At 65.4% G+C, this 15,735-nt stretch carries 14 protein-coding genes and 1 pseudogene; 6 read left to right on the top strand and 9 right to left on the bottom strand.

Annotation, left to right across the window (positions count from 1 at the left end; all coding sequences use genetic code 11):
* Window positions 1–8: 8 nt before the first annotated feature.
* Together PGN27_RS07970 and PGN27_RS07965 are read right to left on the bottom strand one after the other, a co-directional pair.
* Window positions 9–1,970: an AAA family ATPase gene (locus PGN27_RS07970; protein WP_335325664.1), complete on the bottom strand. Its 1,962-nt coding sequence runs from the start codon at window positions 1,968–1,970 to the stop codon at window positions 9–11.
* Window positions 1,967–3,319 (bottom strand): hypothetical protein, encoded by a 1,353-nt coding sequence (locus PGN27_RS07965; protein WP_335325663.1) that lies wholly within the window; start codon window positions 3,317–3,319, stop codon window positions 1,967–1,969. The genes PGN27_RS07970 and PGN27_RS07965 overlap by 4 nt, the downstream gene beginning before the upstream one ends.
* Window positions 3,320–3,589: 270 nt before the next feature.
* Here PGN27_RS07965 and PGN27_RS07960 point away from each other — a divergent pair, with 270 nt between their 5' ends.
* A complete protein-coding gene (locus PGN27_RS07960) occupies window positions 3,590–4,264 on the top strand; it encodes an HhH-GPD-type base excision DNA repair protein (RefSeq protein ID WP_335325662.1) in 675 nt (224 codons plus the stop codon).
* 142 nt (window positions 4,265–4,406) lie between these two features.
* Here the strand turns inward: PGN27_RS07960 and PGN27_RS07955 are convergent, their stop codons facing one another.
* Window positions 4,407–5,060 carry a nitroreductase family protein gene (locus tag PGN27_RS07955; protein ID WP_335325661.1) on the bottom strand — a complete coding sequence of 218 codons (654 nt, stop codon included), beginning with the start codon at window positions 5,058–5,060 and terminating at the stop codon, window positions 4,407–4,409.
* 35 nt (window positions 5,061–5,095) lie between these two features.
* Here PGN27_RS07955 and PGN27_RS07950 point away from each other — a divergent pair, with 35 nt between their 5' ends.
* Entirely contained in the window at window positions 5,096–5,245 is a 150-nt protein-coding gene (locus tag PGN27_RS07950; RefSeq protein ID WP_019510838.1) for a DUF1059 domain-containing protein, read from the top strand.
* A gap of 10 nt (window positions 5,246–5,255) precedes the next feature.
* Here the strand turns inward: PGN27_RS07950 and PGN27_RS07945 are convergent.
* Both PGN27_RS07945 and PGN27_RS07940 read right to left on the bottom strand, forming a co-directional pair.
* Window positions 5,256–6,240 (bottom strand): annotated as a pseudogene (locus PGN27_RS07945) (Rv1157c family protein).
* A 44-nt stretch (window positions 6,241–6,284) separates the two neighbouring features.
* Window positions 6,285–6,860 (bottom strand): hypothetical protein, encoded by a 576-nt coding sequence (locus PGN27_RS07940; protein WP_335325660.1) that lies wholly within the window; start codon window positions 6,858–6,860, stop codon window positions 6,285–6,287.
* 199 nt (window positions 6,861–7,059) lie between these two features.
* On the opposite strand from PGN27_RS07940, the gene PGN27_RS07935 reads away from it, so the two are divergent.
* Complete coding sequence (locus PGN27_RS07935; RefSeq protein WP_335325659.1) at window positions 7,060–8,349, top strand: mannosyltransferase; 1,290 nt, start codon at window positions 7,060–7,062, stop codon at window positions 8,347–8,349.
* On the opposite strand, the gene PGN27_RS07930 is transcribed toward PGN27_RS07935, so the two are convergent.
* Window positions 8,294–8,578, bottom strand: a complete 285-nt coding sequence (locus PGN27_RS07930) for a 4a-hydroxytetrahydrobiopterin dehydratase (protein WP_335325658.1) — start codon at window positions 8,576–8,578, stop codon at window positions 8,294–8,296. The two genes, PGN27_RS07935 and PGN27_RS07930, sit on opposite strands and share 56 nt — an antisense overlap.
* A gap of 27 nt (window positions 8,579–8,605) precedes the next feature.
* On the opposite strand from PGN27_RS07930, the gene PGN27_RS07925 reads away from it, so the two are divergent.
* The gene (locus PGN27_RS07925; protein WP_335325657.1) at window positions 8,606–8,992 is read left to right on the top strand and encodes a (deoxy)nucleoside triphosphate pyrophosphohydrolase; all 387 of its coding nucleotides are present in this window, start codon (window positions 8,606–8,608) and stop codon (window positions 8,990–8,992) included.
* Window positions 8,993–8,998: 6 nt separating this feature from the next.
* Here the strand turns inward: PGN27_RS07925 and PGN27_RS07920 are convergent, their stop codons facing one another.
* Both PGN27_RS07920 and PGN27_RS07915 read right to left on the bottom strand, forming a co-directional pair.
* Window positions 8,999–9,373, bottom strand: coding sequence for a hypothetical protein (locus tag PGN27_RS07920; protein WP_335325656.1), 375 nt, complete (start codon window positions 9,371–9,373; stop codon window positions 8,999–9,001).
* A 542-nt stretch (window positions 9,374–9,915) separates the two neighbouring features.
* Window positions 9,916–10,077, bottom strand: a complete 162-nt coding sequence (locus PGN27_RS07915) for a hypothetical protein (protein ID WP_090559211.1) — start codon at window positions 10,075–10,077, stop codon at window positions 9,916–9,918.
* A gap of 64 nt (window positions 10,078–10,141) precedes the next feature.
* Here PGN27_RS07915 and typA point away from each other — a divergent pair, with 64 nt between their 5' ends.
* Window positions 10,142–12,046, top strand: coding sequence for a translational GTPase TypA (typA, locus tag PGN27_RS07910; RefSeq protein WP_030136183.1), 1,905 nt, complete (start codon window positions 10,142–10,144; stop codon window positions 12,044–12,046).
* 56 nt (window positions 12,047–12,102) lie between these two features.
* Window positions 12,103–14,019 carry an ABC transporter family substrate-binding protein gene (locus PGN27_RS07905; protein WP_335328668.1) on the top strand — a complete coding sequence of 639 codons (1,917 nt, stop codon included), beginning with the start codon at window positions 12,103–12,105 and terminating at the stop codon, window positions 14,017–14,019.
* 3 nt (window positions 14,020–14,022) lie between these two features.
* On the opposite strand, the gene PGN27_RS07900 is transcribed toward PGN27_RS07905, so the two are convergent.
* Window positions 14,023–15,699, bottom strand: a complete 1,677-nt coding sequence (locus tag PGN27_RS07900; protein WP_335325655.1) for a dihydroxyacetone kinase subunit DhaK — start codon at window positions 15,697–15,699, stop codon at window positions 14,023–14,025.
* Window positions 15,700–15,735 lie beyond the last annotated feature (36 nt).

Raw genomic sequence — 15,735 nt, 5'->3', positions numbered from 1 at the left:
TCTTATCACTAGATGTGGGTCTCGTCATTCGTCGCGCTCTCGCCACGCAATTTCTTCTCGATTGCGCCGTAGGCGTCGATGAAGAGAGACTCCTCTTCCGCTTGGACCTCGCTTAGGGGAGTCCAATCGGTCATACGAAGCAGCCTCATATTTTCAGCGCCACACTTTGCCGCTAATCGCAACAGCAGTTGTGAAGAGTTAATGTTAGCTGTCATCACAATGTTCGCTCCGTCCTGTATGAAGGAAGCGAACATGTCCCCGGCGCGTGCCTCATATGCAATATCGAGTGAACCTTCTGGTGTGTCGATGTATAAGGCGCCCGGACTTTCTGGATTGGCCATATGCTGCAATAACGTCATTCGCAGCGCAATTTCCAGAAAAAACCGCTGACTTTCGGACAAAGAAGTGGTGGTTCGACGTCTTGATCCTTGGACCTCCAGCGACAGCTTAAAAGTGTCGCTCTCAGTTTCCAGGTGAACGTCTAGGTCGAGACCGATAAATTGCTTCGCCAACCGTCGAAACCTAGGTACAAACTCGACTTCACCGTCTTGATACGCGGTTACGAGTCGCTGTTGGATCGGCTCAAGCTCGGCCCGAAACTCGTCTCGGCGCTTGCGGAAGTCATTCCTTCGGGCAGTCGCGGCGCGGTACTCCTCCTCTGTAGCCCGCCTCTGCTGCGCGTCAGACTCGGGGACCGCATCGAATCGAGCAATTGCCTCGGTATTGGCCTCTTCGAACGCTGCTAAGGCTTCGGCAGCGTCGGATGCCTTCTGAGCAAGCGACTTCGATTCGGCTTCGAGTCGTTGCAAACGAGTCTGCGCTGTTTTGGTTTGGTCTCCTGCGTCGGCTAGTTGGCGGTCCAGCGTTTCGAGAACTTCAAACGCGGGTCCTGCCCCGTGTTGTGCCACTTGCGAGGAACAGACAGGGCAATTTCCAGACTTCAGCACCGCCTTGACGGCGGCTGCGACCTGCTTGCCTTCGGTGCCACATACTTCGCAATACTCGTCGGAAACGATACGCATTATCAACGGGTGGTACTTGGGATCTGGGTGACCCGAAAGGCGTGCCGAAAACATGTCGTCGTACTTCATACGCAGGCTCAAGTGTTGTGAACTCGCTTCAGCCAATGCGAGGCGTGCGTCGGCGGCCGCTCGTTCTGCGCGGTCGGCCTCCGCTCGTACCGTGTCAAACTGCTCGACCAGGGCATTATGTTGTCCGCGAATCTGCTCGATATCGGCTAGTTCGCCAGGCTGCATTTTATCCAAGCGTCGGCGGGCAAGGGTCGCTTGCCACTGTGCGTTACGTGCGTTCGAGTCGGCCGCGTTAATACCACTCCGAAGTTGTTCAGCCCGGACGACATCCTGCGGATCCAGGCCAAACGCAAGATAAAGAGCGGAGTTGGCAGTTCGGTCATTCCAAAATAGGAGGTCCCGACGCTCATCGAATGTCATCACAAAGTGTTGTAGGAAAACGAAGTATTCGAACGAACCAACATTGCAGTCCCTTGCGATTTCGTCAGCGTACACACGTTGACGTTCTTCCGGCCCGAGGGGTCCATCGGGAAGCGCGGAACCGTCGCCTTCAGTTATTTCGAGGATCTCTAGCGCGGACGGTGAGAACAGGTTGCGTGCGATTCTGTAGTGCCGATGCCCCACAGAAAACGATAATTCCACATGCGCCCGATCGCGATCTTCCTCGTCTATAACGCCGTCGAAGTATTTTTCTGAGTAAGGGAGACTTTTCGCGTAGTATTCGTCTACATTCTGGAAAGAGCGTCCGGAATTCGCAACAATTCCGGTAAAGCCAAAATTAATCGCCGCCAGAAAGGTAGATTTGCCAAGACCGTTGGCTCCAGCTAGGCAAAAGACTCCGCGATTGATGTCGACGCTTAGTCGGCGTTGGTTGCGGTAGAGGCTGAAGTACCTTAGCCCAACGTTCCGCAGCACCGGGAGATTTCGATCTCCGCTCATGTAGACGCCTCGCTATCAGGTCTGAGTACGACGACCGACTCTCGCAAATACAATGAAGGCAGCCTGCGCTTCGTCATTCGCGCGATTCTAACTTCGTCGACGCGCCAGCCTAGGAGCTCGGCGACCGCAGACATCAAGACGTCGCTAGCGATGACAAATTGTTGGTCTCCTGCGCCGTGAGAAGAGTTTCCGACGATGAATGTCAGTCGGCCGTTTGGGTCGACACGCTTGCGAGCACCCGCCAGAATCTGCACCATATCGTCCACCCAGCCTTTGATCACCTGGATGCGACCTGATGTGTAGCGGTCTTGTGGAACGCTACCCAGCACAGGGCCGATTATCTGAGTGATTTGTTTTGCAGCTGCTATGGACTCAAAACTATAGCTGTCTGGGAATCGAACACTGGGGTGACTTCGGATGGTTGCTAGCCTTTGTGCGGACATATCGCGAGCATTTCCATAGAGGCCGAGATACCAGGCCTCCATTTTGTAGACTTCCGTATAGTCAATGTTGTTGGGATACGGAGGCGAGAATACGATTAGATCGTGTACGGCTCTGCTCCGCCTCAAGAGTTCTCTGCTGTCACCGAGCTTGGCTTCAAAAGAAAAGCTCTTGTTATCAAGAGCGCACATCTGCACGTCCGATATGTAGTTGGCAGCCTGAGCTTCAAATGCCGCAAATGGGTCCAAGGGCTGCTTACTAGGTTCGAACCTCAAAGCGCGACCGTCTTTTCGGAGCCGGCTACATTGTTCCACAACTGAGGCTGCGGCTAGCAGCAGCACATCTCGCGCGACCCCAGTTGCCTCAGCCTTCACCGCCTCCCTGATGAGAAGGAGTTTGCGAAGGTCCCGAGCGCTGAAATATTTCGGATTTCGAAATGTAGCGAGAGCGGGCGGCTCGATTTGCTTCCCTGTGGCCAGTGCGCGGTTGCACCGTCGAATTATCCTTGGCAATAACCCTTGGAGCTCGATCGCTAGCGCGTTGCCTCCAAGCATCGCAGCGGATTTCGTCTTGGTTACTAGATGTAAAAAGGGATTTGCTTCGAATCCGGTCGCGTGCACTTGCAACGTGGTGGCCGACGCCAGATCACCCGCGGAAACAAGGGTTGTGCCGCCGCCGGCAAAGCAATCGAGAACTTTAGTTGGTCGACCTGTGGTGTCGAGTCCGTCTTCCTTCACGAGCTGTTGGAGCAGGCGGCTTGAAAACGCTTCTTTAAATCGAAACCAACGGTGGAAGGCTTCGTCGGCGTTACCAATCGGAACTACCAACGCTCCATAGTCGTTCATGCGATCAGTTACGGTCCACCCGCGTTGCAGTGAGGTGTAGTGCTCACTCAGTTTGTCGATCACTAGTGGATGCGCCCGATGTTCTTGCCATACCCCGCCACGCTGCGAGATTACTCGAACGCCGTGACATTGGCGTACGGATACAGTCGCGCGTCGTCCTCGAATCGAGTACATCGCCGGGTGCGTGGCTCCTGCAGAGTCGCACTGGTCGTGTACAACAACCGTCGTCGTCGCGGCCGAGCCTTGTGTCCCGATAGAGCAATTGTCGAGCGAACGCAGCCCCTGTGTCTGAACCATGCTGTGAGTTCGTCCCGCTCACCGTAGGCTTCTGCTGTGGCTATCAAACTGTGCCTGGCCCAGGATCCCGACGCAGACGCATTATTGGAGTCCAGCCCCTTTGCACTGCTCACGGGCATGTTGCTTGATCAGCAGATACCCATGGAAGTGGCGTTTGCGGGTCCGAAGAAGATTGCGGACCGTTTAGCAACGGCAGATCATAATCGTGTTGACACCTCTCAGCAGATCCCGATGGAGGTGGCGTTCGCCGGGCCGAAGAAGATCGCAGACCGCATCGGTGACGTGGATGCGCGTGTGATCGCCGACTACAACCCCGACGAGTTCACCGCGCTGTGCTCGGAAACCCCGGCGATCCACCGCTTCCCGGGTTCGATGTCCACTCGGCTGCAGGCGCTGGCCCAGACCATCGTCGACGAGTACGACGGTGACGTGAGCCGGCTGTGGACCGAGGGCGATCCCGATGGCGCCGAGGTCCTGCGTCGGCTCAAGCGGCTACCGGGCTTCGGTGATCAGAAGGCGCGGATCTTCCTTGCGCTGCTGGGCAAGCAGTACGGCGTGACGCCGAAGGGATGGCGCGCCGCGGCGGGGGATTACGGCAAGGCGGGCACGCACATGTCGGTGGCCGACGTCGTCGACGCTGACTCGCTGCAGGAGGTGCGGGCGTACAAGAAGAAGATGAAGGCCGCCGCGAAGGCTGCGAAGCAGGCCTGACTCGCTGACTCTGCGCTCAGGGTGCGAAAGTGCGAGTGGGTCGCGCCGTCAGCGCAGAGTCAACGACGGGTCGGGCGCCGACGGTGCATGCAGATCGAACTTCTGGCTGTTTTCTCGATCTCATTGCACCGTCGCGGACAGTTCAGAACGCGGGGCCGTCGAAGCGCTCCCGGGTGACGAACTCCGAGACCGGTTTGCGGGTCAGCCTGCGGACCTGCGTGACGGGTTTGCCCAGCGGCAGCACCGCGGCCAGTGCGTACTCATCGGGTATCGCCAGCAGTTGCTTCACCGCCGGTTCCTCGGCGATCGCCATCGTCGTCAGCACACCGCCGTATCCCTCGTTCCGCGCGGCCAGCAGGATGTTCCACACCAGCGGATAGACCGATGCGCCCGCCACCACGCCGATGCGGTCGAGGTCCTGATCGAAGGCCGCGACCACGCCGAGGTCGACGCAGATCGCCAGCAGCACCTCGGCGTCGAGCAGATGGGTGGCCCGCGGCACCTGCACCGCGGCGAGCTCCTCATCGGACACGCCCATGGGGTGCAAGGGATTCCACGGGCTCTCGCCATTGCGCTTCTGGGCGATATAGCGCCGCGCGCCGGTCACGCTCAGATCGGCCAGTGCCGACTTGGTGGCCTCGTCGCGGATCACGATGACGCGGGTGCCCTGCCGGTTACCGCCACTGGGCGCGAACCGGGCGTTGTCGAGGATGCGCGTCAGCGTCTCATCGGGCAGCGGTTCCCCGGTGAACTGACGTACCGCGCCGGTGGTACGCATGACGTCGTAGGTGTCCATGCTCACCATCTTGGTGCGTATGCGATTGTGGACATATGGCCAAGACACATCTGAACTGCCCCTGCGGAGAAGCCATTCAGGGCGCCGATGAGGACGACCTGGTCGCCAAGGCGCAGGCGCATCTGTCCGAATCACATCCCGGGCGTGAATACGACCGCGAGATGATCCTGTTCATGGCCTACTGAGGCAGCCGATCTAGGGCACCACCGTCGAGCCGATGGTGGGCATGAACTGGCACTGCTTCTCGGTCGTGGTGACCTGACCGAAGATGGTCGACATGATGCTGCCCGAGCCGGTGTCGGCGATGGCGGTCAGCGTGGTCGGGCCTGCCGGGTTGATATCGGCCTGCGGTTTGAGCGTCGCGGTGCCGGACTTTCCGGTGCTCAGGTTCACCCAGGTGACATTGAGCGGCAGCTTCTGCTCGGCGGCCGGTCCCGGTGTGCCCATGGCGGTGAAGATGTAGGCGGTCTGGCCGGGCCCCGGGCCGGGCGCGGGAATCTTCGCCGGGCCGGCGACCGAGATGGCGGCGGCCAGCACGTTGCCGCCGTCCTTGAGGCATCCGTTGCTGATCGACGGGTACATGAAGTCTTGTGTAGTGGGCGCGTCCGGACCGAAGTCGGGCATCGCGCCGGGCGCCGGCGCGGGTCCCGGCGCGGGAGCGGGTGCGGCCGCGGCGGCAAGCGGTTCGGCCGGGGCGGGCGCTGGCGCCGGGGCAGGGGGGTACCGCTTCGGGTGCCGGGACTACGGGCGCGTCGACGGCGGCCTCGGGGGCTGCGGGCAGGGCATCGGGGATCGGGCCCACCGAGTAGGCGGGGTTGATCCCGGCGGGTAGATGAGCCTCGGCTCCGGCGCCGGCCGCAGGCGTATGTACCTGCGGCGCGGCGGCGAACTGGTTGACCGCGGTGGCCAGGTTCTGCGAATCAGCCGGGGCCGCCGCGTTTCCCGCGAACGCGGCGGCGGCCGCCATCAGCATCGACGCCGCATCGCCAGGGTTGGCAGCGGCCTGCTGGATGGCGGGTCCGAGAGTCTCCATCGCCGGTAGTCCCGGTGCCTGCAGATTGTTGATCGGCAGCGGCATGGGCGCGGCCGGATCGGCGTGGGCAGGTATCACCGAGCCCCCGCCCAGCACCACGAGCGCGGTGGCCGTGGCACTGGTGAGCGTGGTCCGGATCGATGGCATGTCTCCCCCTGGCTAGGTGGTGTTTACGGTGGCGGCGCTACTGATCAGGGCAGGCCCGAAAGCGGAACGAACATCGGCACCAGCGACTGGGCCGCGTCCGAGGCGTTGGGCAGGCCCGCGGCCGGAGCTGCGGGGGCACCCGGCGCGGCCGGAGCAGCGGCGGGGGCGGCGCCGGTGGCGGGCAGCAGGCCCGCCAGCGGGGTGCCGGCCGGCATCAGGCCGGCGAGGCCGGGAACCAGGTTCTGCATTCCGGCCATCGCGGCGGCGGGGGCGGCAGCGGCGGCGGGAGCTGCCGCGGCAGGCACGGCACCGGGCAGGGTGGCCGCGGCCTGATTCAGCGGAGCGCCGGCCGGGGTGATCGGATCGACCGGCAGCGTGCTGGGGGCCTGGTTACCGCCGGTGAGCACCGAGGCGACGCCCTGGATGATCTGCGGGGCGACGGTCTGGATGCTGGCCAGCTGCGGCGCGAACGGCACGTTCGGCGCGCCGGGGATCGCCGGCGGGTTGGGCGCCGGGGGAGCCGGCTCGGCCACCGCGGCCGGGCTCAGGGTCAACGCGGCCACGGCCGCGCCGGCACCGGCAATCATGCTGGTGGCAAAGAGTTTTCTGAAAGATGACACGGTTCTCCCCGTTTCGTTGGCGGCACGTCTGAAACCGAAGGTAGCGAGTTACTGGTGTTACTCAAGTGACAGGAGTGTGGTTTATTCAACCGTTACGGAGGCGTGCGCCGACGGTGATCGGAACGGCGTTCCGGCGCTGTCATCGGTTCGGTCCCGAGCGTGAAACCTCGTCGGGATATGCCGTCCGCCGGCGTCGGGGATGCACATTCGGCGGGAGCGCAGCGCCACCGGTCGCATCTCGGTCGATAGAGTCGGGCCGGTAAACACCGACCGCTATGCCTCCCGGACCGCGCAGCTCTATCGCTGGGCGCCGCTGTTATTGGTGTTGAGCATCCTGGCCCGGCTGGCGTGGACCTACCTGGTGCCCAATGGGGCCAACTTCGTCGATCTGCACGTTTACGTGGGCGGCGCCGACACGCTGGAGACCCCGGGCGCGCTGTATGACTACGTCTACGCCGAGCAGACCCCGGACTTCCCGCTGCCGTTCACCTATCCGCCGTTCGCCGCCGTGGTCTTCTATCCGCTGAGCCTGCTGCCGTTTGCGGTGGTGGCGTTCATCTGGCAGCTCGGCATCTTCGCCGCCCTCTACGGTGTGGTGCGCATTAGCCTGAACCTCTTGGGCTGCAACGATACTCGCCCGGCCATGGCCTGGACCGCGGTGGGAATCTGGACCGAACCGTTACGCAGCACCTTCGACTACGGCCAGATCAACGTGGTGCTGGTGCTGGCCGTGCTGTGGGCGGTGCGCAGCAGTCGCTGGTGGCTGTCGGGTCTGTTGGTCGGGCTCGCCGCGGGCGTCAAATTGACCCCAGCGGTGGCGGGCCTGTACTTCGTGGGCGTGCGGCGCTGGGGTGTTGCGGTGTTCTCGGCCGTGGTGTTCGCGGCCACCATCGGCGTGTCGGCCCTGGTGGTCGGGGAGCAGGCCCGCTACTACTTCACCGATCTGCTCGGTGACGCCAGCCGGGTCGGACCCATCGGCACGTCGTTCAACCAGTCGTGGCGCGGTGCCATCTCGCGCATCGTCGGTCATGACGCGGGGTACGGGCCCGCCGTGCTGCTGGCTCTCGCCCTCACCGCGGTGCTGGCCGTTCTCGCCTGGCGTGCGGTCGGCACCGGCGATCGCCTCGGCGGCATCCTGATCGTGCAGCTGTTCGGGCTGTTGCTGTCGCCGATCTCGTGGACGCATCACTGGGTGTGGTTGATCCCGCTGATGATCTGGCTGGTCCACGGACCGCTGCGCAACAGCCTGGGTGCCCGGGTCCTCGGCTGGGGTTGGCTGGTGCTGACCCTGATCGGGGTGCCCTGGCTGCTCAGTTTCGCCCAGCCGACGATCTGGGAGATCGGCAGGCCGTGGCAGCTTGCCTGGGCGGGCCTGGTCTACCCGGTGGCGACGGTGCTCACCCTCGGCTGGTTGGCGGCCCGCGGTCGACCGCTCAGTCGGCCAGCAGCTGATCGATCGCCTTCGCCAGCTCCACATCCTTGTCCGTGATCCCGCCCTCGGAGTGCGTCACCAACGCCAAATTCACTGTGCGCCAACGAATGTCGATATCGGGATGGTGGTCCTTCCGCTCTGCCAGTTCAGCGATGCGGCTGACCGCACCGATGCCGTCCAGGAACGTCGGGAACTCCACCGACCTGCGTAACGCGTCGTCGGAGCGCTCCCAGCCGTTCAGCTCGCCAAGCACCGCGTCGACGCGGTCATCGCTCAATACAGCCATGAATCCGACGGTATACCGTCGAGCTCGATGACCGAGCAGATCGTCGTTGCGGGTGCGCTCATTTCCGATGGCGCGCTGCTGGTGGCCCAGCGGCAACGCCCGGCCGAACTACGCGGGCTGTGGGAACTTCCCGGCGGCAAGGTGGCACCGGGGGAGAGCGAGGCCGATGCGTTGATCCGCGAGCTGCGCGAGGAACTCGGTATCGAGGTCAGCGTCGAGGCTGCACTGGCCGCGCAGGTGGTGCTGAGCCCGACGATGACGATGCGCGCCCATCTGGTGACTCTGCGCTCGGGACGTCCCCATCCCCATGACCATCAGGCGCTGCGCTGGGTACGCGCCGCTGACCTCGACGCACTGGCCTGGGTGCCCGCCGACCGGGCGTGGATACCCGAGCTGACGGCCGTGTTGCGCTAGCTGCTGCTACCAGCTGCCCAGCGGGGCGCCGCGCCGGAACTGTCCGTTGGGGCGCACGCCGAAGGGGTTGGAGGTGGTGCCCGGAACGGCGATGACGCCGTCGCGGACCTCACCCTGGGTCTGGATCCCGCCGCCGTCGGCGCGACGGTTGTCGGCCAGCGCGCCGCGGGCGACACCCTGGCCCGAGCGGCGCAACGCGTTCTTGTCGAACTCGGACGCTTGGCGACTGCTGACGTTGGGTCGCGGGGTGATCTCCTTGACGTCCGCGCCGGCCGTGGCCGCGCCGACGGTGGCGAACACGGCGGCGACGGCAGCGGTGCCCAATCCCATGGCGGTCATCTTGGTGGCGAGGCGCCACACGCTTCTGGTGGTTTCAGGCATCGGCTCGAACCCTTCGTCACATCGGACCAATATGGTCGCTCTACTCGTCGCTCAGGAACGGCGAACGTTACCATCCAGAGCCTCGCCGATCGGTGCTTTCGAGTTGCGTGGGCGGCTTTGCTGGCCGAGATGTATTGACGAACAGGGTAATTCAAAATCTGAGAGGTTCTCAGTAGCCGGGCGAGTGCGGATGCCCGTCGGTCGGCGGTCAGGCGGCTGCGACCGGGTTTGCTCGGCGGCGAACGGGCCCACGCCGATGTGCACCGGCGGGCGGGGTGTCGGGTTGCCGACGACGGTGGCCGTCGGTCGCCACCGCGAATTCGGTCACGAGCTCGCTGGTAGTGACATCCGGCACACCTTCAGCGGTGCGCGGAGCCGCCGGGAGGATCGTCGCGGCCGGGTTGCGGCCGTCGTCGTGGCCGCCTCTGGTGGCGTGGCCGGGTCCACCCTGAGACGGTGTCCACACCGCCGCCCGGATGCCGTCGACAAGGCTGTCACGATGCGGTGGTGCCCCCGGGTCAAACCTGCATCGCTGCAGTTCACTACGCCTTTCGGGCGAGCTTGTACACCTTCTCCAGTTCCTTGCCCCGTATCCCGTTGTGCGCAGCCTTCTGCACCTTGTGCAGGACCAGCGGACACTTCTTGCACCGGGGCTTGCTACGGCAGCATTTCTTCTTCGGCTTGGCCAAGAGCAGCTTCTTCACGCACGCCTTCCACTGATCCCCGTCGTTTTCGTGATCGGGTACTCACACTGCGACAATCACTGACGTGGATTCTCGCCCTAACTTTCGCAACGTAGCCATCGTCGCGCACGTTGACCACGGTAAGACAACGCTGGTCGACGCCATGCTGCGGCAGTCCGGTGCGTTGTCGCACCGTGGCGACGATTCGACCGAACGCATCATGGACTCCGGTGACCTTGAGAAAGAAAAAGGCATCACCATCCTGGCCAAGAACACCGCGGTGCACCGGCACAACGCCGACGGCACCGTCACGGTGATCAACGTCATCGATACACCCGGGCACGCCGACTTCGGTGGTGAGGTCGAGCGCGGCCTGTCCATGGTCGACGGTGTGGTGCTGCTGGTCGACGCCTCCGAGGGGCCGCTTCCGCAGACCCGGTTCGTGTTGCGTAAGGCGCTGTCGGCGCATCTGCCGGTGATCGTCGTGGTCAACAAGACCGACCGGCCCGACGCCCGCATCGCCGAGGTCGTCGAGGAGAGTCACGATCTGCTGCTCGACGTGGCCTCCGATCTCGACGAGGCCGCCCAGGAAGCCGCCGAGAAGGCGCTCGACCTGCCCACGCTGTACGCCTCGGGTCGTGCCGGTATCGCGAGCACCAGCCAGCCGGCCAACGGACAGAACCCCGACGGTGAGAACCTCGACCCGCTGTTCGACGTGCTGATGGAGCACATCCCGCCGCCGCAGGGTGATCCGGACGCGCCGTTCCAGGCCCTGGTCACCAACCTCGACGCGTCGGCGTTCCTCGGCCGACTGGCGCTGATCCGCATCTACAAGGGCAAGCTGAAGAAGGGTCAGCAGGTTGCCTGGATGCGCGAAGTCGACGGCCACCCGGTCATCACGAACGCCAAGATCACCGAACTGTTGGTGACCGTCGGTGTCGAGCGCACTCCGACCGATGAGGCCGTCGCCGGCGATATCGTCGCCGTCGCGGGCATCCCGGAGATCATGATCGGTGACACGCTGGCCGACCCCGAGCACGCTCACGCCCTGCCGCGTATCACCGTCGACGAGCCCGCGATCTCGGTCACCGTGGGCACCAACACTTCTCCGCTGGCGGGCAAGGTCTCCGGTCACAAGCTGACCGCACGGATGGTCAAGAACCGGCTGGACTCCGAGCTCATCGGCAACGTGTCGATCAAGGTCGTCGACATCGGCCGTCCGGACGCCTGGGAGGTGCAGGGCCGCGGTGAGCTGGCGCTCGCCGTGCTGGTCGAGCAGATGCGCCGGGAGGGTTTCGAGCTGACCGTCGGCAAGCCGCAGGTGGTCACCCAGACCATCGACGGCAAGCTGCACGAACCGTTCGAGGCGCTGACCATCGACTGTCCCGAGGAGCACCTCGGCGCCATCACCCAGTTGATGGCCGCCCGCAAGGGCCGCATGGAGCAGATGACCAACCATGCCGCCGGGTGGGTGCGGATGGACTTCATCGTCCCCAGCCGCGGTCTCATCGGGTTCCGCACCGATTTCCTGACGATCACCCGCGGCACCGGCATCGCCAACGCGGTGTTCGACGGCTACCGGCCGTGGGCGGGGGAGATCCGGGCGCGCCACACCGGCTCGCTGGTCTCCGACCGCAGCGGCCAGATCACGCCGTTCGCGATGATCCAGCTGGCCGACCGCGGACAGTTCTTCGTCGAGCCCGGCCAGGAGACCTACGAGGGACAGGTCGTCGGGATCAACCCGCGCGCCGAGGACCTCGACATCAACATCACCCGTGAGAAGAAGCTGACGAATATGCGCAGCTCTACCGCCGATGTGATGGAGACCCTGGCCCGGCCGCTGGAACTCGACCTGGAGAAGGCCATGGAGTTCTGCGCCGAGGACGAGTGTGTCGAGGTGACACCGGAGATCGTGCGGGTGCGCAAGGTGGAGCTGACCGCAAGCCTGCGGGCGCGTGCCAAGGCGCGCGCCAAGCAGCAGAACAGCTGACCGATACCCTGAAACTCGTGCCGACAGCCCGACACCGTGTAACCGTGCTTGCGGCCATGCTGTCGGCGTTGGTGGTGGCCGGCTGCACGGTCAGCCCGCCGCCGGCCCCGCAGAGCACAGAGACGACGCAGACCCCGCCACCACCGCCGGCGAAGGCCATGCAGATCATCATGGCCATCGACGCGATCGGCGCCGGTTTCAACCCGCACCTGCTTTCCGACCAGTCCTCGGTGAATGCCGCCGTCTCCGCGTTGGTGCTGCCCAGCTCGTTCCGGCCGATCCCTGACGCGAACACTCCCACCGGGTCCCGCTGGGAGATGGATCCCACCCTGCTGATCTCCGCAGAGGTCACCAATGAGGAGCCGTTCACCGTCACCTACAAGATCCGCCCGGAAGCGGCCTGGACCGATAATGCCCCCATCGGGGCCGACGACTTCTGGTACCTGTGGCGCCAGATGGTCAGCGTTCCCGGGGTTGTCGACCCGGCGGGCTACGACCTGATCACCGGGGTCCAATCGGTCGAGGGCGGTAAGACCGCGGTGGTGACCTTCGCCCAGCCCTACCCCGCCTGGCGAGAGTTGTTCAACAACATCCTGCCCGCGCACATCGTCAAGGACATGCCCGGCAGCTTCGGCGCCGGCCTCGTGCGCGCCCTGCCGGTCACCGGTGGACAGTTCCGGGTGGAGAGCATCGACCCGCAGCGCGACGAGATCATGCTTGCCCGCAACGATCGCTACTGGGGTCAGCCCGCCGCCCCCGACCAGATCCTGTTTCGGCGCGGCGGATCGCCTGCGGCCCTGGCCGATTCGATTCGCAACGGCGACACCCAGGTGGCTCAGGTGCACGGTGGGCAGGCGGCGTTCGCCCAGCTGTCGGCGATCCCGGACGTGCGCACCGCCCGAATCGTCACGCCGCGCGTGATGCAGCTGACGCTACGTGCCCAGCAGCCGGAGCTGACCGATCTGCGGGTACGCAAGGCACTGCTGGGCCTGCTGGACGTCGATCTGCTGGCCGCCGTCGGCGCCGGCTCGGACAACACCGTGACGCTGGCGCAGGCGCAGGTGCGTTCCCCGTCGGATCCGGGTTATGTGCCCACCGCCCCGCAGGCGATGAGTCAGCAGGATGCGCTGGCGCTGCTCGCCGACTCCGGGTACCAGATCACCCCGGTATCTCCCACGGCGACGGCGACGCCGGGGACACCGGCGCCCGATGAGGCGCGTGGCCAGCTCATGCGCGACGGCGAACCGCTGACCCTGGTGCTCGGCGTGGCCGCCAACGACCCCACCTCGATCGCTGTGGCCAACACCGCTGCCGACCAGCTGCGCAGTGTCGGCATCACGGCCTCGGTGTCCGCGCTGGATCCGGTGAAGCTGTATGGCGATGCGCTGGCCGACAATTCGGTCGACGCGATCGTCGGCTGGCATCATGCGGGCGGCGATCTGGCCACCGCGCTGGCCTCGCGCTACGGCTGCCCGGCGCTGGAGGCCACCGCCGTCTCGACCGTCACACCGACCCCCAGCGTCACCGTGACCACCACGATGCCCACATCCGGCACCCCGGCCGGCCCGACGCCGACACCGAAACCGTCGACGACCAAGCCGCCGACGACGACGCCACCAGCGACGACGCCAGCAACAACGACGCCAGCAACGACGACACCGACGACGACTGGTACCACCGCACCCCAACCCCCCGGCGGCACAGGCCAATTGGTGCAGGCGCCCAGTAACCTGACCGGGATCTGCGACCGCAGCATCCAACCGAGGATCGATGCCGCGCTACGCGGTACCGAGGAGATCGGCAAGGTGATCGATGCCGTCGAACCGCGGCTGTGGGAGATGGCCACGGTGCTGCCCATCCTGCAGGACACCACCATCGTTGCGGCCGGCCCGCATGTCGTCGGGGTGAGCCTGAGCGGAGCTGTACCGGTCGGCATCGTCGGCGATGCGGGCAAGTGGGTGAAGCAGCCCTGACGCTCAGCCGTCGACCAATTCGGCGAGCTTGGCGCGCACCGCATCCCGGCGCCGGCCATCGATACGCTCGACGATCGCGGTGAGCACCACGACGACGGCCAAGGCGCCGGGATCGGTGGTGCCGATCGCCTTGTCGCCGACATAGCTGGACCGTCCGCGCTTGCCGACCATCGAACTGGTCGCTACCGCACCGTCGAGCGCGGCGGCCAGCGCGTCATCGTCGAGCGCTTCCCGTGGCGCCTCGCCGTCCCAGCCGGCCGGGTGCAGGGCGTCGACCATGGTCCGGTCACCGACGTGCGCGCCGCCGGCCCGGGTGATCGCCGCCACCCCGTCACGCAATCCCTCGGCGGCGCCCGCTGCGCCCTGGGCGTGGACACTGGCCGCGACTCTGCCGAGAACCAGGCCGAACAGCGGTCCGCTGGAACCACCGACGTCCTCGGCGAAAGCCGTCGCCAATGCGTGCAGATCGGCGGGGAGGTCGGCATCGGCGCCGGCACCGCGACGGAGTGCTGCCCGCAGCGCGTTGTCGAGGTTGGTGCCGATATCCCCGTCGCCTGCCCGCCGGTCGAGATCGTTGAGTGGCTCCCGGATCCTGGCGACGTCGTCGGCCAGCTGACCGAGCCACGGTGACGGTTCACCCGCCGGTCGTGCGGCCTGGTCCCCGGTGATCACGATGTCGGCGGGCACCGGCGACGGCAACGCGGCCGTGTGATGCGGCGCGCACCAGTCCTGCAGCCATTGCTCGTCGTGCACCGCGGTCACGGTGATCGAGAACCCGGCCATGTCCAGTGCGGAGACGAACGTGCCCGACACCGCGCTGCGCAGCGGCACCCCGCGATCGGCGAGTGCCCGCGTGACCTCGGCCAGCACATGCCAGAGTTCCAGATCTCCGGTGCCGCCGAGGCCGTTGACCAGGACGACAACCCCGGCGTCGGTGATGTCGAGATCGTCGAGCAGCTCACCGACCATCCGGGTCACCAGAGCGTCCAACTCGGGGCGGGCGATCGACTCGCGGGCCGCCTCACCGTGGATACCGACGCCGTACTCCAGCGTTCCGGGTGCCACGTCGAAGGCGGGGCGCTCCGCGCCGGGCGGGGTGCACGCGCGGTGAGCGACCGCCAGCGAGCGCGATGACGCGACGACCGCCTGACCCAGCTCGACGAGCTCAGGTAGCGAGAGACCGCGATCGGCGGCGGCGCCGAGGATCTTCTCCACCACCACCGTCGCGCCGGTGCCCCGCCTGCCGACATCCTGACCCTGCGAACCGAGATCGTCATCGACGAGCACGCGATCGACGTCGATACCGTCGGCGCGCAATCGTTCGGCGGCGATCGCGAAGTTCAGCACGTCGCCGGTGTAGTTCTTGACGATGTGCAGGACGCCACCGTCGCCGGCGACTTTCGCACTGGCCGCATGGATCTGGCGGTTGTGCGGTGAGGTGAACACCTCACCGGGACAGACCGCATCGAGCCCGCCGCGACCGAGAAACCCGGCGTGCATCGGTTCGTGGCCCGCCCCGCCACCGCTGACCAGCCCGACCCGGCGCGCCGGATCGGGGTCCCTGGCCCAGGCGTAGATCGGGTCGAGGTGCACCCCGACCCGGGTGCCACCGGTCGCGGCCAGCGCGGACAATGCGTGCCCGGATGCCGACGGCACCGCCGAGTAGAAGTTCGTTCCCATCAGGTGGTCCTTCCGGTGGGTGGCCGATGTCCTCGA

The organism is Mycolicibacterium neoaurum (genome assembly GCF_036946495.1).
Lineage (GTDB): Bacteria > Actinomycetota > Actinomycetes > Mycobacteriales > Mycobacteriaceae > Mycobacterium > Mycobacterium neoaurum_B.
Note: the sequence above shows the minus strand (reverse complement) of the source record. Positions and strands in the feature narration are given on the sequence as shown.